Here is a 23,410-nt window from a genome sequence, read left to right as displayed (position 1 = left end):
GACCGGCTCGGCCGACGCCGGCTCAGCCCAGCAGCTTCAGTCCGTCCGGCACCGCGATCCCGAACTCCTCCGACACCACGTGACGCGCCTCCGCCTCGTCCGTCAGCTCGCGAGCGGTCACCGTGCCGTCGGCCCGGGTCTCGGTCAACAGGGCTCCGTCCAGGGAGAGGTGACGCTCGGCGGTGGTCCGCTGCAGATAGGCGCGGAGGGTGAACGGCGAACGCGGATTCGTGCCGACGTGCCAGTTGAACACCTCGAAGTCCGAGGCGGTGAACGGTTCCAGCGTGAACGCGTACTGGCTCACCCACTCCCGCGCCACCGGGTCGTACGCCTGCAGCGCCCACAGTTCCAGCGGCCCCTCGTGCTCCAGGACCGTGAACCGGTGCCGGCGCCCGCCGCCCTCGAACTCCACGCCGAGGGCCAGCGGCACCGGCTCCAGCAGCGATCCGGCCGCCCCGAACCCGACGTCCGCCAGGTACGGCCGGCCGGCGTCCGGCACCTCGACCCGCAGCATCGCGTGCGTACGCGGCCGGCTCTCCGGCGTCGCGGCCCCCAGCAGCACCCGCGCCGCCAGCGCGGTCACCCGGAATCCGAGCGCTTCCAGCGCCCGCCACAGCAGGATGTTGTGCTCGTAGCAGTAACCCCCGCGCCGGCCGTGGATCATCTTGGCCACCAGATCGGCCGTGTCGAGCGACGGGGCCCTGCCGGACAGGGCGTCCAGGTTCTCGAAGGGCAGGGCGAGGGCGTGCGCCAGATGCACCCCCCGCAGGGTCGCAAGGCCGGTCCCGCCGTCGCCCTCCCACCCGATGCGGCTCAGATAGGCGTCGAGGTCGGACTTCCCGAAGTCGGACATACCCCGAATCTACGCGAGCCCCGGCCGCCGCCGGTCACGGGTGTTCGCGTCCCTGCCCGGTCGCGGGTGCTCGCGCCTCTTTCCCGGCCGCCCCCGGCCCCCGAGCGCTCGCGCCTCACCCAGGGGCCGCTCCGGGGCCGGTCCGCCGGGCCGCTCCCCGGTTCCGCCCGGCTGGTCATGGCCCCCGTCCGGCCGGTCACCGCCCTCGCCCGGCCGCTCCCCGGTCACGTCCGGCCGGTCTCGCCCCCGCCCGGTCCGGCCCGCCCGGTCCCGCCCCCGCCCGGTCACGTCCGGCCGGTCACGCCCGGCCGGTCACGGTCCCGCCCGGTCCCGCCCGGCCGCTCCCCGATCCGCTCGGCCGGTCACCGCTCCGAGGCCAGCGCACGCGCCACCCCGGGCTCACGCGGGCCGAGGAAACGCGGGTCCGGGCGGAAGACCGCGTCCAGTGCCGCCTTGCCCGCCGCGAACACCTCGCGGGTGCCGCCGTAGTACCAGGTCACGTCGTGCTCGTCGTCGACACCGACCCCGTACGAGTCGACCCCGGCCGCCTCGCACAGCGCCACCGCCCGCCGGATGTGGAAGCCCTGGCTGATCAGCACCGCCCGGTCGACCCCGAAGATCTTCCTGGCCCGCACACACGAGTCCCAGGTGTCGAAGCCCGCGTAGTCGCTCACGATCCGCCCGTCCGGCACCCCGTGCGCGGTGAGGTAGCCGCGCATCGCGTCGGGCTCGTCGTAGTCCTCGCGGCTGTTGTCCCCGGTGACGAGGACGACCTCGATCCGGCCGTGCCGGTACAGCGTGGCCGCGGCGTCCAGCCGGTGCGCGAGGTACGGCGACGGCTTCCCGCCTTTCCACAGCCCGGCCCCGAACACCACGGCGACCGGCGCGGAGGGCGCGTCCGCCGTCGTCCGCAGCCGATCGGCCGTGGACACGTACAGCCAGGTCGACGGCAGCAGCGCCAGTACGCACCCGGCCATCACGGCCTGCAGCAGCCGCCGTCGCCCGGCACGGGTCCGCGGCAGCCGCGGTCGACGGATCTTCATACGGCCCCCCGGAGAAGGTGATCGGTTCCGAACAGGAGGACGCCCGCCGCCCCGTCCCGGTTTCCCTCACGCGCCGCCTCCGCCCGGAGTGAGGCCGCGGCAAACCTCCGTGACGGCACGGCAACGGCGACGCAACCTCGGCCCGCCAGGCTCCTTCCATGACGGCGTCCCCTCCTCCCCGCCCCGGGCCCCGCCTCCACCCGCGCGGCACGGCGCACCTCACGGCGGCGGTCGGCGGCGAACCGGCCGGCCCGCTCCGGCCCACCCCGCCGCCCGGCCGGCACCCGGCGGCGACCGCCCTCGTCCTCGGTCACTCCCCGGCGGCGCCCGCTCCCGTCCTCGGTCTCCACCCGGCGGCGCCCGCCCTCGTCCTGGTCGCCCACGGCAGCCGCGACCCGCGCGCGCTCGGCACCGTAAGGGCCCTGCTGGCCCGGGTACGCGAGCTGCGCCCCGCCCTCGCCGTCCACCTGGGCCACATCGAGCTGACCGAGCCGCTGCTCCCGCGGACGCTCGCCGCCCTCGGCGACACCCCCGGCATCCTGGTCCCGCTCCTGCTCAACCGCGGCCACCACGTCGACCAGGACATTCCCGGGACGGCGGCCGCGGCGCCGGCGCGCACCCGCGTGGCCGCACCGCTCGGCCCGCACCCGCTCCTCGTGGAGGTCCTGCACGACCGCCTCGCGGAGGCCGGCTGGCAGCCGGGCCAGGACGAGGCGGTCCGCCGTAGCAGCGCGGTCGTCCTGGCCGCGGCGGGCTCCCGGGTGCCCGCCGCGGCCACCGGCACGCGCCGCACGGCCCGCCTCCTGGCGGACCGGCTGGGCGTCCCGGTGGTCCCCGCGTACGCCTCGGCGGCGGCCCCGACGGTCCCGGACGCGTTGCGGGCGCTGGCGGCCGGCGGCAGAGACCGGGTGGCGGTGGCGTCGTACTTCACGGCTCCCGGCCGTTTCGCGACCCAGTGCGCGCAGGCGGCCCCGTGGATCGCCGCGGCCCCGCTGGGAGCCCACGAGGCGATGGCCCGCCTGGTGCTCCACCGCTACGACCGGGCGCGGGCGAGGGAACAGGCGGAACTCACCCCGGCCTGATCCCGCATCCGACCCCCGACCCCCGGCACCCGACCTCCGACAACCGACACTCGGCAGCAGACCCCGGCACCCGACCTCCGACAGCTGACACCCGGCACTCGGCGATCCGCACCCGACCCCCGGCCTGATCCCGCAACCGACCCCCGGCACCTGACCTCCGACAACCGACACCCGGCACTCGGCGATCGACACCCACCCCCCGCCAACCGACAGAATTCGGCAGTCGACCAGGCCCCCCGGCGCCCCGATTGTCACTGCCTGCGCTTACTGTCGAATCATGGAAGGCACCGCACCCTCTTCGGCCTATGACCCGGCGTCAGCCGACCGCTGGGCCCCCGAGCCCGACAAGCGCCCGGGCCGTACCGCCTTCCAGCGCGACCGCGCCCGCATCCTGCACAGCTCGGCGCTGCGCCGCCTGGCCGGCAAGACCCAGGTGGTCACCCCGGGGACCCGCAGCCAGGCCTGGGACGCCAGCCCGCGCACCCGGCTCACCCACTCCCTGGAATGCGCCCAGGTCGGGCGGGAGCTGGGCGCGGCCCTGGGCTGCGACCCCGACCTGGTCGAGGCGGCCTGCCTCGCCCACGACCTCGGCCACCCCCCCTTCGGCCACAACGGCGAACAGGCCCTGAACCGCTTCGCCGACGACTGCGGCGGTTTCGAGGGCAACGCCCAGTCCCTGAGACTCCTCACCCGGATCGAGCCCAAGCGCTTCACCTCGGAGGGCTCCGTCGGCCTCAACCTCACCCGCGCCACCCTCGACGCCGCGACCAAGTACCCCTGGCGGCGCGGCGCCCACCCGTCCGACCCGGCGTCGGCGAAGTTCGGTGTGTACGAGGACGACCGCCCGGTCTTCGACTGGGTCCGCGAGACCGCCCCCGGCACCCGCATCTGCTTCGAGGCCCAGGTCATGGACTGGTCGGACGACGTGGCCTACTCGGTCCACGACGTCGAGGACGGCCTGCACGCCGGTCACATCGACCCCAACTGCCTGCACGCGGAGCCCGAACGGCAGGCGGTGTTCGAGGTCGCCGTCGGCCGGTACGTGCCCGCGGGCACCGATCCCGCCGAACTGGCCGCCGCGCTGGACCGCCTGCAGGACCAGGAGTGGTGGCCGCACGGCTACGACGGCACGGCGGTCGCCCAGGCCCGGCTGAAGGACGCCACCAGTCAGCTCATCGGCCGGTTCTGCCTGGCCGCCGAGGGCGCCACGCGCGCGGCGTACGGCACCGGCCGGCTCACCCGCTACGGCGCCGAACTCGTCGTACCCCGCGAGGCCCGCATGGAGTGCGCGGTGCTCAAGGCGGTCGCCGACCGGTACGTGATGCAGCGGGCCGAGCAGGAGCGGCTGCGCGCCGACCAGCGGGTGATCGTCGCGGAACTGGCCGAGGCACTCACCGCCCGCGCCCCCGAGGGGCTGGACCCGCAGTTCCGGACGCTGTTCGAGCGGGCGCCCGACGACCACGCGCGCAAGCGGGTGATCGTCGATCAGATCGCGTCCCTCACCGACGCCTCCGCGCGTTCGCTGCACGCGAGACTGACCGGGCATATGTAGGAGGAACGTGACGCGGGGTGGCCTGATCGGGGCACCCCCTCTTCCCGCAACACGCCGCGTGCGGGACGCTCGCATATGGCGGCACCCTTACCAGGAGGCATCAAGTGGTCGACGCGGATCAGACATTCGTCATCGTCGGAGGCGGCCTCGCCGGCGCCAAGGCGGCCGAGACGCTCCGGGCGGAGGGCTTCACCGGCCGGGTGATACTGATCTGCGACGAGCGCGACCACCCCTACGAGCGCCCTCCGCTGTCCAAGGGCTACCTGCTCGGCAAGAAGGAACGCGACAGCGTCTTCGTCCACGAACCCGCCTGGTACGCGCAGAACGACATCGAGCTGCACCTCGGTCAGACCGTGGACCGTATCGACCGTGCGGCGAAGACCGTCCGCTACGGCGACGACGGCACCCTCGTCCGCTACGACAAGCTCCTCCTCGTCACCGGCGCCGAGCCGCGCCGGCTCGACATCCCCGGCACCGGCCTCGCGGGCGTCCACCACCTGCGCCGCCTCGCGCACGCGGAGCGCCTCAAGGGGGTGCTGACCTCCCTGGGCCGGGACAACGGGCACCTGGTGATCGCGGGCGCCGGCTGGATCGGCCTGGAGGTCGCCGCGGCGGCCCGCGAGTACGGTGCCGAGGTCACGGTGATCGAACCGGCCCCGACCCCGCTGCACGGCGCCCTCGGACCCGAACTGGGCAACGTCTTCGCCGAACTGCACCGCGAGCACGGCGTGCGCTTCCACTTCGGGGTGCAGCTCACCGAGATCATCGGCCAGGACGGCATGGTCCTCGCGGCCCGCACCGACGACGGCGAGGAGCACCCGGCGCACGACGTCCTCGCGGCGATCGGCGCGGCTCCCCGGACCGGCCTCGCCGAGGCGGCGGGACTGGAGATCGCCGACCGGTCGCAGGGCGGCGGCATCGTCGTCGACGAGCGGCTGCGCACCTCCGACCCCGACGTCTACGCCGCCGGCGACGTCGCCTCCTTCCCGTTCGCCCCGTCCGGCACCCGGCTGCGGGTCGAGCACTGGGCGAACGCGCTGAACGGCGGCCCGGCCGCCGCCCGCGCGATGCTCGGCCAGGACGTCGTCCACGACCGCGTCCCGTACTTCTTCACCGACCAGTACGACCTGGGGATGGAGTACAGCGGCTGGGCGCCGCCGGGGTCCTACGACGAGGTGGTGATCCGGGGCGACGCGGGCAAGCGCGAGTTCATCGCGTTCTGGGTGAAGGAGGGACGCGTGCTGGCCGGGATGAACGTGAACGTGTGGGATGTCACAGAGCACATCCAGCGGCTGGTCCGGGCAGCGGAGCCGGTGGACCTCGAAGCGCTGGCCGATCCGCACCTGCCGCTGGAGTCGCTCGCCTAGGCGGGCCGCCGGGCCCGGCAGGCGTACGGCTGCCGGGCGCCCGCGCGGCTCCCCGCGCCTTCGAAGGCGCCGCACGCGTCCCAGGTGTGTCGGTCCGCCCCCGTAGAATTCACGCGTGGCAGGACGGATCAACGACGAGGACGTGAAGGCGGTACGGGACGCGGTCCCGATCGACGCCGTGGTCTCCGAGTACCTCCAGCTGCGCAACGCGGGCGGGGGGAACCTCAAGGGCCTGTGCCCGTTCCACGACGAGAAGTCGCCGTCCTTCCAGGTCAGCCCGAGCAAGGGACTCTTCCACTGCTTCGGCTGCCAGGAGGGTGGCGACACCATCACCTTCGTGATGAAGGTGGACCACCTCTCCTTCTCGGAGGCGGTCGAGCGCCTCGCCGCCCAGGCCGGCATCACCCTGCGCTACGAGGAGGGCGGGTACAACCCGGCCCACCAGCGCGGCGAGCGCATCCGCCTGGTCGAGGCGCACAGAATCGCCGCCCAGTGGTACGCGGAGCAGCTCGCCACCACCCCCGAGGCCGAGACCGGCCGGATCTTCCTCGCCGAGCGCGGCTTCGACCAGGCCGCAGCCGTCCACTTCGGCGTCGGCTACAGCCCCCAGGGCTGGGACCACCTCACCCGCCACCTGCGCGGCAAGGGCTTCACCGACAAGGAACTGGTCCTCTCCGGGCTGTCCCAGGAGGGCCGCCGCGGCCCCATCGACCGCTTCCGGGGCCGGCTGATGTGGCCCATCCGGGACATCGGCGGCGAGGTCGTCGGCTTCGGCGCCCGCAAGCTGTACGAGGCGGACAACGGCCCGAAGTACCTCAACACCCCCGACACGGCGATCTACCGCAAGAGCCAGGTGCTGTACGGCATCGACCTGGCGAAGAAGGAGATCGCCAAGACCAGCCGGGCCGTCGTCGTCGAGGGCTACACCGACGTCATGGCCTGCCATCTGGCCGGCGTGACGACGGCCATCGCGACCTGCGGCACGGCCTTCGGCAGCGAGCACATCAAGATCCTGCGCCGGCTGCTGATGGACAACGGCTCGGCCCGGGTGATCTTCACCTTCGACGGCGACGCGGCCGGACAGAAGGCCGCCCTGCGCGCCTTCGAGGACGACCAGAAGTTCGCCGCCGAGACGTACATCGCCATCGCTCCCGACGGCATGGACCCCTGCGAGCTGCGCCTGGCCAAGGGCGACGAGGCGGTCGCCGAGCTCGCCGAACCCCGCACCCCGCTCTTCGAGTTCGCGCTCCGCCAGATCATGAGCCGCTACGACCTCGACACCCCGGCCGGCCGCGCCGCCGCCCTGGACGAGGCCGCCCCGATCGTCGCCCGTATCAAGAACACCGGCGCCCAGCACGAGGTCGCCGTCGAACTGGCCGGCATGCTCGGCATCCTCGACACCCAGTTCGTGGTCCGGCGCGTGGCCCAGCTGGCCCGCTGGGCGCGCGAGCGCGGCGGCAAGGGACCGGCCCCCGCGAGCCCGCAGGCGTACGAGTCCGCCGCCCGCCCCGTCACCGGGGGCCCCGCGCTCCAGCTGCGCAATCCCGTCTACGCCACCGAGCGCGAACTCCTCAAGCTCGCCCTGCAACGCCCCGAACTGGTCTCCCCGGCCTTCGACGCGTACGGCGTCGACGAGTTCACCGCCGCCCCCTACGCCGCCGTGCGCCAGGCCATCCTGGACGCGGGCGGCGCCGAGTCCGGCGTGCAGGACGCCCAGGAGTACCTGGTCCGCGTGCGCGCGGCGGCCCCCGACGACGCGGTTCGCGCCATGGTCACGGAGCTGGCCGTGGAGGCGATCATGCGCAGGACCGTGGACGAGAACTACGCGGGCGAACAGCTCGTGACCGTCCGCCGCCGTGCCGTGGAGCGCCGCGTCCGGGAGATCCAGATCACCGTCCGGCGCCTGGAGGCGGGCGGCGATCCGGCCGAGCTGGCCGCGGCGGGGAACGAACTGTGGGTCCTGCAGCAGTACGACCAGGCACTGAAGACGCGCGGCGCCGCCGCCCTCTGACGCCGGCTCGGACGCGAGCGTCACGCCCGCACCGGCCGCCGCGCGAACTCCCGCTCCAGTTCCGCGAACTGCGGGTGCCCGACGACGAGGTGGCGCCACTCGACGGCGGCGGCCGCTCTTCCCCGACGTCGTGCGGCAGGACCTCCTCACGCAGCCGGCACAACCGACGGTCACCCGGGTTGCGTAGACAAGGCCGGGCACCTGGGGATCCTCCCTGATCGGAGCCGAACGGGGCGCCCGGTTCCCCCGCCCGGATCAGCAGCCGGTCACGGTCCGGACGCAAAAAGTCACCGCACGCCCCTCGTGGCGGGGATGTGTCGTACTCCACACTGGGTGGCGGTGCCCGAGTCCTCGGAGCGCAGGCCGTCGACTCTCCACTCCCGAAGTGCCGCTGCCGCACACCTTCAGCAGCGATCATCCTGGAGGTCGCCCCCGTGCAGACCCAGACCCTCACCCAGACCGACAGCGTCACCGGTACCGCCGGGGACGAGCCGGACGCGGAGCCGGACGTCCTCGTGGCCGTGCCCCCGCAGAGCCGCGGCGCGCTGCACCCGGAAGGGGGGCCCGCCGAGCCGGCCGAGCCCCCGGCCGAGGCACTCGTCGAGGAGCCCGCGGAAGCCGACGAGCCGCTGGAGGCCACCGAGCCCGCCGGCGCACCGGCCGCCACCCGGGCCGAGACCGGCGGCCCCTCCGCCGACCTGTTCCGCCAGTACCTGCGCGAGATCGGCCGCATCCCGCTGCTCACCGCGGCGGAGGAGGTCGACCTCGCCCGCCGGGTCGAGGCCGGCCTGTTCGCCGAGGAGAAGCTGAGCACCACGCCCGACCTGGACAGCCGGCTGGCGGAGGACCTGGACCGGCTCGTGGTCCTGGGCCGGATGGCCAAGCGCCGGCTGATCGAGGCCAACCTGCGGCTCGTGGTCTCCGTCGCCAAGCGGTACGTCGGCCGCGGCCTGACCATGCTCGACCTGGTCCAGGAGGGCAACCTCGGGCTGATCCGGGCGGTGGAGAAGTTCGACTACGCGCGCGGCTACAAGTTCTCCACCTACGCCACCTGGTGGATCCGCCAGGCCATGTCCCGGGCCCTGGCCGACCAGGCCCGCACCATCCGCGTCCCGGTGCACGTCGTGGAGCTGATCAACCGGGTGGTCCGCGTCCAGCGCCGCATGCTCCAGGAGCGGGGCTGCGAGCCGACCGCCGAAGAGGTCGCGGCGCACCTGGAGCTGCCGCCCGAGCGGGTCGGCGAGGTGCTGCGCCTCGCCCAGGAGCCGGTGTCGCTGCACGCCCCGGTCGGCGAGGAGGACGACGTGGCCCTCGGCGACCTCATCGAGGACGGCGACGCGGCGAGCCCGGTGGAGTCCGCCGCGTTCCTGCTGCTCAGGCAGCACCTGGACGCGGTCCTGACCACGCTGGGCGAACGCGAGCGCAAGGTCGTCCAGCTCCGCTACGGCCTCATCGACGGCCGCCCCCGCACCCTGGAGGAGATAGGCCGCCTGTTCGGGGTGACCCGCGAACGGATACGGCAGATCGAGTCCAAGACCCTGAACAAGCTGCGGGACCACGCCTTCGCGGACCAGCTGAGGGGCTACCTGGACTGAGCGGGGGCCGCCGCCGCGGCCCCCGCCGAGCCCACGCCCTAGTCCACCTCGGCCACGGCCTGCGCGAACTGCGCCTGGTACAGCCGGGCGTACGCGCCGCCCGCGGCCAGCAGCTCCGCGTGCGCGCCCTGTTCGACGATGGACCCGTTCTCCATCACGAGGATCGTGTCCGCGTCCCGGATCGTCGACAGCCGGTGCGCGATCACGAACGACGTCCGCCCCGCGGCGAGCTTGGACATCGCCTTCTGGATCAGCACCTCGGTGCGGGTGTCCACCGAACTCGTCGCCTCGTCCAGCACCAGGATCACCGGGTCGGACAGGAACGCCCGCGCGATGGTGATGAGCTGCTTCTCACCGGCGCTGACCCCCGTGCCCTCGTCGTCGATGACGGTGTCGTACCCGTCGGGCAGGGTGCGCACGAACCGGTCGGCGTGCGCGGCCCGCGCCGCCTCCTCGATCTCGCCCCGGGTGACCTCCCGCGCGGCGCCGTACGCGATGTTCTCCGCGATGGTGCCGCCGAACAGCCAGGTGTCCTGGAGCACCATGCCGATGCCGGACCGCAGTTCGTCCCGGGACATCCTCCCGATGTCCACGCCGTCGAGGGTGATGCGCCCGCCGGAGACGTCGTAGAACCGCATCAGCAGGTTCACCAGCGTGGTCTTGCCGGCGCCGGTCGGGCCGACGATGGCGACCGTGTGGCCCGGCTCCACGGTGAGCGACAGGTCCTCGATCAGCGGCTTGTCCGGGTCGTACCGGAACGACACGTGCTCCAGGCGGACCCGCCCGGTCAGCTCCTGCGGCCGCTCGCCCGGTACCGGATCCGCCTCCTGCTCCTCCGCGTCCAGGAGTTCGAAGACCCGCTCGGCCGAGGCGACACCGGACTGCACCAGGTTGGCCATCGACGCGACCTGCGTCAGCGGCATCGAGAACTGCCGCGAGTACTGGATGAAGGCCTGGACGTCGCCGATGGACAGGGCACCGGACGCGACCCTGAGGCCGCCGACGACCGCCACCAGCACGTAGTTGAGGTTCGAGACGAACATCATCAGCGGCTGCATCACACCGCTGTTGAACTGGGCCTTGAACCCCGCCTCGTACAGCGCCTCGTTCTGCTCGGCGAACTGCTGCGCCGACTCGTCCTGGCGCCCGAACACCTTCACCAGGGTGTGCCCGGTGTACATCTCCTCGATGTGGGCGTTGAGCTTGCCGGTGGTGCGCCACTGCTGCACGAAGTGCGGCTGCGAGCGCTTGCCGACCCGGGTGGCCACCACGAACGACAGCGGCACGGTGGCGAGGGCGACCAGGGCGAGGATCCAGGACACCCAGAACATCATCGCGAGCACGCCGACGATGGTCAGCAGCGAGTTGATCAGCTGCCCCATCGACTGCTGGAGGGTCTGCCCGATGTTGTCGATGTCGTTGGTGGCGCGGGAGAGCACCTCGCCGCGCTGCCGCTTGTCGAAGTACGACAGCGGCAGCCGCGACAGCTTGCCCTGCACGTCCTCCCGCAGCCGGTACATCGTCCGGTTCACGGCCCGGTTGGTCAGCCTGGTCGCGACGGCCATCAGCAGGCCGGCGGCCAGGAAGGTGCCGAGCGCGACCAGCAGGACGTTCCCCACGGCATGGAAGTCGATGCCCTGGCCGGGGGTGAAGTCGGTGCCCTTGAGCATGTCCGCGACCTGGCCCTGGCCGCGCTCGTGCATCGACCGGAGCACCTGCTCCTTGGTGGCCCCGGCCGGCATCCGGCGGCCGATGATGCCGGCGAAGACCAGGTCGGTGGCCCTGCCCAGGATCTTCGGGCCGACCACGCTCAGGCCGACGCTGACGACCGTGCACAGCAGCAGGCCGTAGAGGGTGGTCCGTTCGGGCCTGAACTGGGCGACGAGCCGTCTGCCCGACCCCTTGAAGTCCATCGAGCGCTGGTCGGGGCCGCCCCCGGCCATCATGCGTCCCATGGGCCCGGCCATCAGGCGGCCTCCGCTTCCGTCAGCTGGGAGAGCACGATCTCCCGGTAGGTCTCGTTGGACGCCATCAGCTCGTGGTGCCGTCCGGAGCCGACGACCCGGCCCTCGTCCAGCACGATGATCCGGTCGGCGTCCCGGATGGTCGCCACCCGCTGGGCGACGATGACGACGGTCGCCTCGGCGGTCTCCGCGGTGAGGGCGCCGCGCAGCGCGGCGTCCGTGGCGTAGTCGAGCGCGGAGAAGGAGTCGTCGAAGAGGTAGATCTCCGGGCGCTGCACCAGCGTGCGGGCGATGGCCAGGCGCTGGCGCTGACCACCCGAGACGTTCGTGCCGCCCTGCGCGATGGGCGCGTCCAGGCCGCCCTCCAGCCGGCTCACGAAGCCCTTGGCCTGCGCCACCTCCAGCGCGTGCCACAGCTCCTCGTCGGTGGCGTCCGGATTTCCGTAGCGCAGGTTGGTGGCGACGGTGCCCGCGAACAGGTACGGCTTCTGCGGCACGAGCCCGACCGTGCGCGCCAGCAGCCTCGGCTCGACGTCCCGCACGTCCACGCCGTCGACCAGCACCACGCCCTCGGTGGCGTCGAACAGCCGGGGGACGAGCCCGAGCAGCGTCGACTTCCCGCTGCCGGTGGATCCGATCACGGCCGTCGTCTCGCCCGGCCGGGCCGTCAGGTCGATGCCCTTCAGCACCGGCTCCTCGGCACCCGGATAGCGGAAGCCCGCGTCCCGGATCTCCAGCAGGCCGTGCCGGCGCAGCTCGGTGACCGGTGCCACCGGCGGCACCACGCTCGAGTCGGTCGTCAGGACCTCCTGGATGCGCTCGGCGCACACCTCGGCGCGCGGCACCATCATGAACATGAAGGTGGCCATCATCACGGACATGACGATCTGCATCAGGTAGGCGAGGAACGCCGTGAGGTCGCCGATCGCCATCTGCCCGCTGTCGATGCGGTGTGCGCCGAACCACACCACCGCGATCGACGAGACGTTCACCACCGTCATGACCATCGGGAACATCAGCGCCAGCATCCGGCCGGTGGCCAGCTGCATGTCGGTCAGCTCGCCGTTGGCCCGTCCGAACCGGCCCTGCTCGTACTCGTCGCGGACGAAGGCGCGGATCACGCGGTTGCCGGTGATCTGCTCGCGCAGCACCCGGTTCACCGTGTCGAGCCGGACCTGCATCGCCCTGAACAGCGGCCGCAGCCGGCGCACGATCAGCGTGACGCAGATGCCGAGCACCGGGACCACCGCGACGAGCACCGCGGACAGCGGCACGTCCAGTCCGAGGGCGAGGACGATGCCGCCGACGCACATGATGGGCGCCGACACCATCAGCGTGAACGTCATCAGGGCCAGCATCTGGACCTGCTGTACGTCGTTCGTCGTACGGGTGATGAGTGAGGGCGCCCCGAAGTGGCCCACCTCGCGGGCGGAGAAGGACTGCACCCGGTCGAAGACCGCGCCGCGCACGTCCCGGCCGAGCGCCGAGGCGGTCCGGGCGCCGTAGTACACGGCACCGATGTTGCACACCACCTGTACCAGCGAGATGCCGATCATGAGGGCGCCGAAGGACAGGATGTATCCCGTGTCCCCCTTCACGACGCCCTTGTCGATGATGTCCGCGTTCAGGGTGGGCAGGTAGAGGGTGGCGCAGGTCTGCAGGAACTGCAGCAGCACCAGGTGGGCGATGGGTTTCCTGTAGGGCCTGAGATAGGTCCGCAGAAGTCGTATGAGCACGCTGTGTCTCTCGGAGTCGGCGGTGGGGGCGGGGTGTGCCCCTGGCCCCTATCGTCGGGCACTCCACCCGTGTTACCTCAACCGATTAACCCGAGGGCCGAACCGCGTACCGCCTTACGGGTCCGGCGGACCTCCGGCCGGCGCCGTCCCCCGGACCGCGGCCCGGAACCGGCTCGCGGCCTACAGCTGGAACGCGCCGGGGTGGGTCTGCTCCCGCACCGCCGTGAACTGCTGCCGTACCGCCTGGCCGACGGCCAGCTCGTCGCCCGGCTCCAGCACCTGTGCCGCCGCGCCCTGCCAGGCCGGCGGGGTGCGCGGATCGAGGGTGCCCCGCGACACGCCGAGCGCCCATGCGGCCTGCCGGGCGGCACCGATCGCCGCGTAGTCCGCGGGCTGCGGCACCACGACCTGCACACCGAACAGCGCGGGCGCCGCCGCCTGCACGGCGGGCAGCTCGGCGGCCGGCCCCAGCAGGAAGATCCGCCGTACCTCCACGCCCCGCCCGCGCAGCACGTCCAGCGCGTCGCCGAGCCCGCACAGCATGCCCTCGAACGCGGCCCGCGCCAGATGCTCGGGCTTCATCGACTCGCGGCGCAGCCCCGCCAGCGTCCCCGCGGTGTGCGGCAGATTCGGCGTCCGCTCGCCCTCCAGATAGGGGAGCAGCACCAGCCCGTGCGAACCGGGCGTCGACTTCATCGCCAGGTCGGACAGGCTCTCCAGATCCGGCAGCCCGAGGAGTTCGGCGGTGCCGCGCAGGGCCCGTACGGCGTTCAGGGTGGTGACGACCGGCAGGTGCATGCCGGTGGCGTCGGCGAGCGAGGTGATCATCCCGGACTGGTCGGCGAGCGCCTCCCGGTGCACGGCCATCACGGATCCGGACGCCCCGAGGGAGACGACGGCGTCCCCGAGCCCCATCCCGAGCCCGAACGCGGCGGACATGGTCTCCCCGGTGCCGGCGGAGATCAGCAGGCCCTCCGGGGTGGTGCCGGCCGCGTCCGCCGGGCCGATCACCTCGGGCAGCATCGCCTGGTGGCCGAGGGCCAGCTCGACCAGTTCGGGCCGGTAGCCGCCGGTGGCCGCGGACCAGTACCCGGTGCCCGAGGCGCCACCGCGATCGGTGGTCCGCCGTACCGGCCGCCCGAGCAGCTGCCAGACCAGCCAGTCGTGCGCCTGCAGCAGGACGGCCGTGCGCAGCGCGTTCTCGGGTTCGTTCTTGGCGAGCCAGCGCAGCTTGGTGACCGGCTGTGCGGCCTGCGGGGCGCAGCCGACCGCCTGCGCCCAGGCCTCCCGGCCGCCCAGGGCGTCGACCAGGTCGGCCGCCGCCACCTGGGCGCGCTTGTCGCCGCCGACCATCGCCGGGCGCACGGTGTTGCCCTGGGCGTCCAGCGGGACCAGGGCGTTCTGCTGGGCGGAGACGCCGATCGCCTGCACGCCCTCCAGCAGTCCGCCCCCGGCCGCCTCGCCCAGGGACAGCAGCCAGGCCTGCGGGTCGACGTCACTGGGCCGGCCGCCGCCGTCCGGCGCCTCGACCGGATGCGGGGCATACCCCTGCCTGAGCACGGCGCCCGTGTCCGTGTCGCAGACGACGATGCGAGTGAAATCGGGCGAGCTGTCCAACCCGGCGACTATCCCCATACCGAGGATTTTGCCGTACCCGCGCGGCTGCTTCGGCCGAGGGCGCCCCGCGGCGGTCACCGCTAGGTGTTGCTCGTGCCCCAGTCGTCCTCCGGCGTGCCGTTGATGTTGCGCTCGCGAAGCGAGCGGACCCGCTGGGCGACCGAGGCCGGGACGCGGTCGCCGACCTTGTCGCTGACCGTGTGGAAGGCCTTGCCGGCGTAGACGCGGCCCTGCTGGGCGGCGCTCTCCGCGGTGTTGCGGACGGCCGGGTTCTGCGCGATCCGCTGAGCGGACTTCTTCAGCTGCTCGTAGCGCTCGCGTCCGGCCCTCGTGCCGAGTACGTAACCGAGGGCCAGTCCGGCGACGAACGTGAGCCGGTAGCGCATGGCTGCCACCCTTCTCTTGCGTAGGTCTCTGGTGCGGCGTCGGCGCCGGGGGGATACCGATTGGCGGAGCACCCCCCTGCTTGCGCTAATGTATGTGTCGCAGCGAGCGCCCGCCCCCTGGCGAATACCCGGGTAGGTGCGTTCGATGCAATCGAGGCGATCCTCCGTAGCTCAATTGGCAGAGCAGCCGGCTGTTAACCGGCAGGTTACTGGTTCGAGTCCAGTCGGGGGAGCTTCGGTCCTCCGTAGCTCAATTGGCAGAGCAGCCGGCTGTTAACCGGCAGGTTACTGGTTCGAGTCCAGTCGGGGGAGCACGCTGAACGAGGACCCCTCCGGGGTCCTTTTTCATGTCCGCGGGAACCGTCGCGCCTGCGGCGATGTCCTCAAGGTCATGAGCAGCGCGGAAGCCGACCATCCGAAGCAGGAGATCGTATGAGCGGCTATGCTGCGGCAGACGGCGCGCACACATGTACGCGACACGCCGCTATGGGGCGGTAGCTCAGCCGGTTAGAGCAGCGGACTCATAATCCGTCGGCCGTGGGTTCGAGTCCCACCCGCCCCACCACCGCTCGTCGGTGCAGGAACGTTTTCACCTGCACCGGCATTGCCGAAGGGCCGGGCAGGCGCGGTGCCTCGCCCTTATCGGGCCCTCGCCGCCGAACCGCTCCGGCCGGCTCCGCCGGTCCCGCCGGTCGATCTCCTCCCCTTCATCCGGTCCGCCGGGCGCGTGTGTGTCCCGGAGGCGTGACGACTCCTCACCCGGGCCCGCCGGTGCCGCTCCCCGGGTATCCAACCCGTCGCACAGGGTGGCGACGTGTCAGGCGTGGGCCATACCCTGGACACAGGGCGGCGGAGCCCGGTCTGCCCTGCCCCGACGGGAGGTTGGGAGGCCCGGGCCGAGACGGGGGAGCGCTTGTACGGCGAAGGAAATGGCGGTCATGCGCCAGGGCTCGAGCGTGAGCTTGTTGATCAGATGTGCGCGGTGACCGGACTCGATGCACCGGAGGGGCGCGATCTCTTGATCAGTATGCTGGCGAGCCGGTTACCCGAGCTGGGCAACATCCGGCGGCACGGCCGGACCCGGCTGGAGATGCTGGAGATCGTCCGCGCCTGCCTGCAGGAGCCCCGCGGGCTGCCCGAGCTGGTCGCCACCCTGCACGACTACGCACCCAATTCCACCCCCGTGCTCAGGATCCGGGAACTCGTCGTCACCTCCCCGGTGCTGGCGGTCCTGTCCGAGGCCGAGTTACGGGAGGTGCACGCGCTGCTGGCCCGCGTCCGCCACCTCGACGTACGCGGGCTGCTGTACGCGGCGGCCGGTGACCTGGCGCTCCCGGACCGGCGGCTGTCCACTCTCCGCGAGGCCTTCGACTTCCTCGCCGGCGTCAACGCCCGCGCCGACGGCCTGCTCCCCGTGACGGCACTGGTCGAGCACGTGCTCGCCGCGCTCGAGGACTCCGACGCCCACCGGCCCGTCGCCGACGGCCTGCGCGAATGGAACGACGCCCAGGCCGCCAAGCTCGGCCTCGGCGCCCAGCTCAAGGCGCTGCGCGCGGAGATCGCACAGGCCCCGACGGCACAACCAGCTCCCGCCTGTCTCGTTATCCAGCTGAGCAGACACGGGATGAGCCCGGACCGCTATCTGCTGTCCCACTGGCGTCAGATACGTCCGGGCCCCTGGCGGCCGGAGCGCGGAGAGGACCAGATCGTGGCCCTGAGTGACGTGGAGGCCACCGTGGAGCGGCTGGTCGTCCGCGCCGAGAAGGAGTGGGCCGGGCGCCCCGGCCGGCCGGTGCTGGAATTCGTGCTGCCGTTCCATCTGCTGAACCACCCGATGGAATGGCTGCCGATGGCCTCGCAGTCCTCGTCCGCGACCGCGCTGTGCCTGAGCTATCCGGTGGTGCTGCGCAGCCTGGAGCGCATGCGGGCCCGGGAGTTCCACCGGCGGTGGCACAACCGCTGGCAGCAGATGACGGCGGACGCCGGCATCGTCTGCCACTGGGACACCACGGGCCGGCGCGGTCACGACCCCGTCCAGTGGACCAGCAGGCTGACCGCCGACGAACGACTGGTCTCCGTCGCGCTCAACGCGCCCCCGCTGCCGGGACCCGGTGGCAGCCAGGCCTCGCTGGAGGCCGCGCTGCGCGCCGGGGTGCCGCTGGCGGTCTGGGACCGCCGGCCGGCGCCGCCGGGTGAGTTCCGGCGGCGGGTCAAAAAGCTCATCAAAGGAAAAGCGATCGAACTGCCGCAGCGCGTCCAGCAGTTGCGGAACGAAGCGGCCACCGCCGCAGCGTCGCAACGGGACGCGCACGCGGGCCGCCATCTCGCGGTTCTCTTCGACGACCCGAACCGCATCGTCGACTGGTCCTCCCCGGAGACGGATCCCGGGAGCGCGCGTGGCGGACACAACGCCGAGGGGGATTCATGAGCGGTGTCCATCACCCGGTCCACAGCAACGGGAACGGAGGGACCGTCAGCAGTCGCAGCTGGTGGCTCTACCGCGGCACCGGCCAGCCGCTGACCGACATCCGCCTGGCCGACGTACTGCCCCCGCCGCCCGCCTGGCGGAACTTCGACGGCGGCCCGGTGCTGCCGCCCGTGCCGGCCGAGAGCGCCGAGACCGACCGCCGGCTCGGTGCCGTGGGCCGCGCCACCCCCCGGCAGAACCCGCACGACATCGACATGATCAACACGGCCCTGCTGCTGCGCCGCCCGCTGCTCGTGACGGGCCGGCCCGGCATCGGCAAGTCGACCCTGGCCTATCTCGTCGCGCGCGAGCTGGGCCTCGGCCGCGTACTGCACTGGGGCATCACCTCCCGGAGCACCCTGCGCTCCGGTCTGTACGAGTACGACGCCATCGGCCGGGCCCAGGCCTCGCTCGCCCGTGGCCCGGCCGGCGCCCCGGCACCCTCCGGAGCACCGGGCACACCGCAGGGCGCGGCCGGACCGGCCGGCAGCGGCGGGGAGAGCGGGGAGCCGCGCATCGGGGACTTCGTGCGGCTCGGCCCGCTCGGCACCGCCCTCCTGCCCTACGAGCTGCCCCGCGTCCTGCTCATCGACGAGCTGGACAAGAGCGACATCGACCTGCCCAGCGACCTCCTCCATGTACTGGAGAACGGCTCGTACGACATCCCGGAGCTGGTCCGCGCCCGCCGCCGGGAGGGGAACGCGCAGGTGTTCACGGACGACCCGGACGGCACGGTCACGGTGACCGACGGCCGGGTGCGCTGCCGGGCCTTCCCCTTCGTCGTCATCACCAGCAACGGGGAGCGGCAGTTCCCGCCGGCCTTCCTGCGCCGCTGCGTCAGGCTGAATGTCTCACCGCCGCGCGAGGACCAGCTCGCCGCCATGATCGCCTCCCACTTCCGGGACCAGGACGGCCGGCACGACGCCCTGATCCGCGCGTTCGTGGAGCGCAGCCGGGAGAACGGCGGACTGGCCACGGACCAGTTGCTCAACGCCGTCTATCTGCGCACGGCCGGCGTCCGTGAGGAGGACGAGTCCTGGGGCGAGCTGCTGGAGGCTCTCTGGCGCGAACTGTCGGGAGCGCCCTGATGGGTGACGAGCCGGGCCGGTACCCGGAGCCCTTCGAGCTGGCGGAGGCGCTGTGGCTGCACGCCTACCAGACGCTGGCGGCGCGGCTGCCCCCGTCCGCCGGCCCGCCCCGGCCCCGGCCGTCCACGCCGCCGGGGCTCTCCGGGCTGCCCGACGTGCCCGACCTGCCGGGGCAGTCCGGGCAGTCCGGGCGGCCGCCTGCGGACGGGACCGGTCCCGGCGGGTCTCCCGGTGCCGCGGACCGCGCGCGGACGGGCCCCGCGGGGGACGGCGATCGCGCGGCGGACGGCGGGCCGGACCGCGGCAGGGGCGGGGCGGCCGGTGCCGCGTGGCCGGAGCTGCCGCCGCCGGACGGGTCGGCCGTCGTGCCGTCGCTGCCGCGGTCCGTGGGCCCGGCGGTGTCCGTGCCGGGGGCCGGACCGGGCCTCAGGGTCGCCTACCTCCGGGCCGAGGAGGCGGCGCCCGGACCCGATCTGCCGGACGCGCCGGAGATCAGCCGTCGGCTGCGGCCGCTGAAGCAGGTGGTGCCCTCGGCGTTCGACGTCGAGCTGGACGAGGAGGCCACCGCCGAGCACGCCGCCGAGGACGGCCTGTGGCTGCCGTACGTGCGGTCGGCGGACGAACGCCGCTTCGACCTGGTGCTGGTCGTGGACGACCACGCGACCATGATGATCTGGCGGCAGACGATCACGGAGTTCACCGCGCTGGCGGAGCGGCTGGGCGCCTTCCGCGATGTACGGGTGCGCCGGCTGGGGGTGCGCGAGGGCCCCGAGGGGCCGGAGGCGGTGCTGCTCGGCCCGGACGCCGGCGACGGCCGCGCCGGCGTCCCCGGCGAGCTGGTGGACCGGACCGGGCGCCGGATCGTCCTCGTGCTCACCGACGGCCTGGGGCCGCTGTGGCGGACCGAGGCCGGCCGGCAGGCTCTGGAGCTGTGGTCGGCGGCCGGACCGGTGGCCGTGGTGCACCTGCTGTCCCAGCGGGACTGGCACCGCACCGGCCTGGTCCCCCGGCAGGTGCGCCTGCGCAGCCCGCGCGCGGGGGCCCGCAACACCGAGCTGTCCGTGGACTTCCCCATGGAATGGCGCGACCCGTTCGACCCGCCGCCCGACAAGTGGACGGTGGCCGTCCCGGTGCTGGAGCTGGACGCCGACTGGCTGGGCCGGTGGGCCGCTCTCGTGGCCGGGGACGAGCCCGGCTGGGTCGACGCCAACGTGCTGCTGCTGGGCGTTCCGGAGCGGCCCGGACCGGAGGTCCGCGAGCCCCCGTCCGACCCTCCGGCGCCCTCGGTGCGCGAGCGCATCCGGCGCTTCCGCAGCCACGCGACGCCCACCGCCTTCCGGCTGGCCACCCATCTGGCCGCCGCGATCCTCGAACCCCGCCTGGTGCGGGACGTACAGCGCAAGCTGGTGCCGGAGGCCCAACCGGTGCATCTGGCCGAGCTGTTCCTGAGCGGCCTCGTCGAACAGACCCCGCCCGGCGAACCGCAGGCAGAGGACTCCCGCCTCCCCCTGGACTTCGTCGACGGCGCGCGCGAGGAGTTGCTGTCCGCCGCGATGCGCGCGGACACCGCGCGCGTGGTGAGTTCGGTGTCCGATTTCTACGGTGACCGTTTCGAGGCGGCCCGCCGGCTGCACGGCGCGCTGCTCGCCCCGGAAGAGGTGCCCGATCCTCAGGTGACGGCGGAGAGCCTGCCGTTCGTGCGGGTGGAGCTGGCTGTACTGCGTGCCCTCTCGGGGCCCTACCTGCTCCGCGCCCGACGGATCAGCGCAGCCCTGGAAGGGGCTCTGCCTGGAGCGTCGATCACGCAGAACACGGAGCACATGGTCCACGATGTCAGTAATGAACACATAAATCCCGACACGGACGGCCTGATCATGACCGACACCACCGCCAGTCAGCACCAGCGCGAAGACGGGGGTACCGCCGACATCACCCCGCCCCGGGGGATTCCGGTACCGAGTCCCGACGGGCAGCCGGGCGCCGGGCCGTCGCGCGGTACGCAGATCCCGGGGCCGGGCGCACAGCAGCCGTCCCAGCTCCCGGCGCGCGGTTCCGTGCCCGCGATCTGGGGCAACGTCCCACCGAACAACCCCAATTTCGTCGGCCGGGAGGACCTGCTCGCCCAGGTGCGGGAACAGCTGGTGACCGGCGACACCTCCGCCGTGCTGCCGCACGCCCTGCACGGCATGGGCGGTGTCGGGAAGTCGCAGATCGCCATCGAATACGTGTACCGGTACGCGTCCGACTACGACGTCGTGTGGTGGGTCCCGTCCGAGCAGCCGACGATGATCCTGACCGCGCTCACCGAACTCGCCCACCGACTGGGCCTGAACGTCAGCAGCGAGGCCAACCGGGCGGTCCCCGCGGTCCGCGAGGCCCTGCGCCGCGGGCATCCGTACAGCCGGTGGCTCCTGGTGTTCGACAACGCCGAGAACGTCGAGGCCGTACGCCCGTACTTCCCGACCGGCGGCACCGGCAAGATCCTCATCACCTCCCGGAACCAGGAGTGGGACCGGGTGGCCAGGACACTGTCCGTCGACGTGTTCACCCGCGAGGAGAGCAAGGCGCTGCTCCGCCGCCGCGCCCGCGACCTGAGCGACGGAGACGCCGACCGGCTCGCCGAGGCACTGGGCGACCTGCCGCTCGCCATCGAGCAGGCGGCGGCCTGGCAGGCGGTCACGGGGATGTCCGTACCCGAGTACCTGCGGCTGATCAACGAGAAGATCGCCGAACTGATGCTCGAACTCGTCCCCTCGCCGGACTATCCGATGTCGGTGGCCGCGGCCTGGGACGTCTCGCTGCGCCAGCTCGAGCAGCGCAACCCCGCCGCGCTCCAACTCCTCCAGGTCAGCTCGTTCTTCGCGCCCGAGCCGATCTCCCGGAGCCTGTTCAACAACTCGCGCAGCACCACCATCGCCCCCGAGCTGGACGAGGCGCTGCGCCACCCGATCAAGCTCGGCCGGGCCATCCGGGAGATCAACGTCTACGCGCTGGCCCGGATCGAGCACCGGCACGACACCATCCAGCTGCACCGCCTGGTCCAGGCGGTGCTGGTCAACCGCATGTCCCCGCAGCAGCAGGCGGACATGCGGCACGGCGCGCACCTGCTCCTGGCGGACGCCAACCCCAACGGCCCGGGATCGCGTGAACTGTGGCCGCGCTACCAGGCGTTGCTGCCGCACGTCGTGGTGTCGCGCGCCGTGGAGTGCGACTCCCCCTGGGTGCGCGGCCTGGTGCGGGGCATGGTGGAGTTCCTCTACATCTGGGGCGACCACGACGGCGCGGCGTCGATGGCACGCGAGGCGGTGGAGATCTGGACCGAGAAGTTCGGCGCCGAGGACCAGCAGACGCTGGAGATGGCGAAGTGGCTGGCCTTCGTCCTGCGCGTGCTCGGTGAGTACCGGGAGGCCACCGAGATGATGCAGCGCACCGCGGACATCTACATCCGGGTCGCGGGCGAGGACGACGAGGGCACCCTGGACGCCCTCATCCAGCTCTGCAGCGGACTGCGGCTGAGGGCGGAGATCGCGCGGGCGCTGGAGATCAACCGGTCGGTGTACGAACGCTCCCTGCGGGCCTTCGGCGAGGACGACCCGGCCACGCTCCGCGCCGCCCACAGCCTGGGCGTCGGCCTGCGGCTGATGGGCCTGTACCAGGAGGCGCGCGAACACGACACGGAGACGGCCGGGCTGCGCGCGCTCACGCTCGGCGAGAACCACCTCGACACCCTGAGCACGCTCAGCGGCCTGTCCATCGACATGCGCGAGACCGGCGACTACGTGCAAGCCGTCGCGCACCAGGAGGACGTCTACGCCCGCTATGTCGACAACTACGGCGAGGACAACCCCGCCAGCATCAGCTGCGCCCGGGTGCTGGCGGTGTGCCGGCGGCGCGCGGGGGACCACGACGGCGCCCTGCGGCTCGCGGAGTCGGCCCTGTCGAAGTTCGAGACCCGTTACGGCGCCGAGCACCCGGACGCCGTCGCCTGCGCGGCCAACCTGGTCAACGACCTGCGGCAGGACGGCCAGCTGAGGCGTTCCAGGGAACTCGGCGAGGCGACCATCGACCGCTATACGGCCCAGCTCGGCGGCAGCCACCCGTACACCTTGTCGGCCCGGACGAACGTGGCCATCACCCTGCGCCACCTGGGGGACCTCGCCGCCGCCGGGGAACACCTCGAGGTGGCGCTGCCGGGCCTGCGCGAGTCGCTGGGCGACGAGCACGTCCTCACCCTGACCACGGTCATCGGCATGGCGAACCAGCGCAGTGCGGAGGGGCGTCATGAGCAGGCCCTGGAACTGGACGAGGAGGCCCTGCGGGTCCTGACCCGCATCCACGGCGAGGACCACCCGACCACGCTGGCCTGTGCCAACAACCTGGTCCTCGACCTGCGCGCGCTGGGCCGCGAGGACGAGGCCACGACGCTGCACGCCGAGACCGTGCGGCGCTTCCGCCGTACCCTCGGCGAGAGCCACCCGGCGACCGTCGCCGCCGCCAGCAGCCAGCGGGCCGACGTCGACATCGCCCCGGTGCCCTTCTAGGTCCCCGGCCGGCCGAGTCCGCGCCGGCCGGCGCTTTCACCGGCCGGTCGTTCGCCGATGGGGAGCGGGCGAGCCGGAGGGAAGTCCCGGAAGCCCGGCCGGCAGTGG

At 72.9% G+C, this 23,410-nt stretch carries 13 protein-coding genes, 3 tRNA genes and 1 pseudogene; 11 read left to right on the top strand and 6 right to left on the bottom strand.

The genetic code is table 11. From position 1 onward, the window contains the following. Window positions 1-22 precede the first annotated feature (22 nt). Entirely contained in the window at window positions 23-853 is an 831-nt protein-coding gene (locus ABVB68_RS06705; protein ID WP_353599930.1) for an arylamine N-acetyltransferase family protein, read from the bottom strand. A gap of 362 nt (window positions 854-1,215) precedes the next feature. Next, a complete protein-coding gene (locus ABVB68_RS06700) occupies window positions 1,216-1,896 on the bottom strand; it encodes a SanA/YdcF family protein (RefSeq protein ID WP_353599929.1) in 681 nt (226 codons plus the stop codon). A gap of 158 nt (window positions 1,897-2,054) precedes the next feature. Between ABVB68_RS06700 and ABVB68_RS06695 the strand changes: the two genes are divergently transcribed. The 5 genes and pseudogenes from ABVB68_RS06695 to ABVB68_RS06675 all read left to right on the top strand — a co-directional run bounded on the left by ABVB68_RS06695 (window position 2,055) and on the right by ABVB68_RS06675 (window position 9,503). Next, a complete protein-coding gene (locus ABVB68_RS06695; protein WP_353599928.1) occupies window positions 2,055-2,978 on the top strand; it encodes a sirohydrochlorin chelatase in 924 nt (307 codons plus the stop codon). Between the two features lie 277 nt (window positions 2,979-3,255). Beyond that, a complete protein-coding gene (locus tag ABVB68_RS06690) occupies window positions 3,256-4,530 on the top strand; it encodes a deoxyguanosinetriphosphate triphosphohydrolase (RefSeq protein WP_353599927.1) in 1,275 nt (424 codons plus the stop codon). Window positions 4,531-4,634: 104 nt separating this feature from the next. Next, window positions 4,635-5,897, top strand: coding sequence for an NAD(P)/FAD-dependent oxidoreductase (locus tag ABVB68_RS06685; RefSeq protein ID WP_353599926.1), 1,263 nt, complete (start codon window positions 4,635-4,637; stop codon window positions 5,895-5,897). 115 nt (window positions 5,898-6,012) lie between these two features. Continuing rightward, window positions 6,013-7,908, top strand: coding sequence for a DNA primase (gene dnaG / locus ABVB68_RS06680; protein ID WP_353599925.1), 1,896 nt, complete (start codon window positions 6,013-6,015; stop codon window positions 7,906-7,908). Between the two features lie 385 nt (window positions 7,909-8,293). Beyond that, window positions 8,294-9,503: pseudogene (locus tag ABVB68_RS06675) on the top strand (RNA polymerase sigma factor). Window positions 9,504-9,541: 38 nt separating this feature from the next. Here ABVB68_RS06675 and ABVB68_RS06670 read toward each other — a convergent pair. From ABVB68_RS06670 to ABVB68_RS06655, 4 genes are all read right to left on the bottom strand, one after another. Continuing rightward, entirely contained in the window at window positions 9,542-11,470 is a 1,929-nt protein-coding gene (locus tag ABVB68_RS06670) for an ABC transporter ATP-binding protein (RefSeq protein WP_353599924.1), read from the bottom strand. Then, window positions 11,470-13,203, bottom strand: coding sequence for an ABC transporter ATP-binding protein (locus ABVB68_RS06665; protein WP_353599923.1), 1,734 nt, complete (start codon window positions 13,201-13,203; stop codon window positions 11,470-11,472). Before ABVB68_RS06665 ends, ABVB68_RS06670 begins: the two co-directional genes overlap by 1 nt. A gap of 180 nt (window positions 13,204-13,383) precedes the next feature. Then, window positions 13,384-14,838 (bottom strand): FGGY family carbohydrate kinase, encoded by a 1,455-nt coding sequence (locus ABVB68_RS06660; RefSeq protein ID WP_353599922.1) that lies wholly within the window; start codon window positions 14,836-14,838, stop codon window positions 13,384-13,386. A 62-nt stretch (window positions 14,839-14,900) separates the two neighbouring features. Next, window positions 14,901-15,206, bottom strand: a complete 306-nt coding sequence (locus ABVB68_RS06655) for a YtxH domain-containing protein (protein WP_353599921.1) — start codon at window positions 15,204-15,206, stop codon at window positions 14,901-14,903. 160 nt (window positions 15,207-15,366) lie between these two features. On the opposite strand from ABVB68_RS06655, the gene ABVB68_RS06650 reads away from it, so the two are divergent. The 6 genes from ABVB68_RS06650 (at window position 15,367) to fxsT (ending at window position 23,302) form a co-directional block, all read left to right on the top strand. Continuing rightward, window positions 15,367-15,439: transfer RNA gene (locus tag ABVB68_RS06650), tRNA-Asn, on the top strand. Between the two features lie 6 nt (window positions 15,440-15,445). Then, window positions 15,446-15,518 (top strand) — tRNA-Asn (locus tag ABVB68_RS06645). A 176-nt stretch (window positions 15,519-15,694) separates the two neighbouring features. Then, window positions 15,695-15,771, top strand: a tRNA-Ile gene (locus tag ABVB68_RS06640). 408 nt (window positions 15,772-16,179) lie between these two features. Continuing rightward, the gene (locus ABVB68_RS06635; protein ID WP_353599920.1) at window positions 16,180-17,634 is read left to right on the top strand and encodes a VMAP-C domain-containing protein; all 1,455 of its coding nucleotides are present in this window, start codon (window positions 16,180-16,182) and stop codon (window positions 17,632-17,634) included. Then, on the top strand, window positions 17,631-18,761 hold the full coding sequence (locus ABVB68_RS06630; RefSeq protein WP_353599919.1) for an AAA family ATPase: 1,131 nt from the start codon (window positions 17,631-17,633) through the stop codon (window positions 18,759-18,761). The genes ABVB68_RS06635 and ABVB68_RS06630 overlap by 4 nt, the downstream gene beginning before the upstream one ends. Continuing rightward, complete coding sequence (gene fxsT / locus ABVB68_RS06625; RefSeq protein ID WP_353599918.1) at window positions 18,761-23,302, top strand: FxSxx-COOH system tetratricopeptide repeat protein; 4,542 nt, start codon at window positions 18,761-18,763, stop codon at window positions 23,300-23,302. The genes ABVB68_RS06630 and fxsT overlap by 1 nt, the downstream gene beginning before the upstream one ends. The last annotated feature ends 108 nt before the right edge of the window (window positions 23,303-23,410 follow it).

The sequence above is a fragment of the Streptomyces sp. NPDC096012 genome (genome assembly GCF_040426375.1).
Lineage (GTDB): Bacteria > Actinomycetota > Actinomycetes > Streptomycetales > Streptomycetaceae > Streptomyces.
This window is presented reverse-complemented; position numbering and strand designations above follow the sequence as displayed.

Excerpts from the sequence above, each read along its gene's own strand:
- ABVB68_RS06690 (WP_353599927.1), top strand. The coding sequence starts at position 3,256 with ATGGAAGGCACCGCACCCTCTTCGGCCTATGACCCGGCGTCAGCCGAC.
- ABVB68_RS06635 (WP_353599920.1), top strand. The coding sequence starts at position 16,180 with ATGTGCGCGGTGACCGGACTCGATGCACCGGAGGGGCGCGATCTCTTG.
- fxsT (WP_353599918.1), top strand. The coding sequence starts at position 18,761 with ATGGGTGACGAGCCGGGCCGGTACCCGGAGCCCTTCGAGCTGGCGGAG.
- ABVB68_RS06660 (WP_353599922.1), bottom strand. The coding sequence starts at position 14,838 with ATGGGGATAGTCGCCGGGTTGGACAGCTCGCCCGATTTCACTCGCATC.
- ABVB68_RS06705 (WP_353599930.1), bottom strand. The coding sequence starts at position 853 with ATGTCCGACTTCGGGAAGTCCGACCTCGACGCCTATCTGAGCCGCATC.
- ABVB68_RS06700 (WP_353599929.1), bottom strand. The coding sequence starts at position 1,896 with ATGAAGATCCGTCGACCGCGGCTGCCGCGGACCCGTGCCGGGCGACGG.
- ABVB68_RS06655 (WP_353599921.1), bottom strand. The coding sequence starts at position 15,206 with ATGCGCTACCGGCTCACGTTCGTCGCCGGACTGGCCCTCGGTTACGTA.
- ABVB68_RS06695 (WP_353599928.1), top strand. The coding sequence starts at position 2,055 with ATGACGGCGTCCCCTCCTCCCCGCCCCGGGCCCCGCCTCCACCCGCGC.
- ABVB68_RS06670 (WP_353599924.1), bottom strand. The coding sequence starts at position 11,470 with ATGGCCGGGCCCATGGGACGCATGATGGCCGGGGGCGGCCCCGACCAG.
- ABVB68_RS06630 (WP_353599919.1), top strand. The coding sequence starts at position 17,631 with ATGAGCGGTGTCCATCACCCGGTCCACAGCAACGGGAACGGAGGGACC.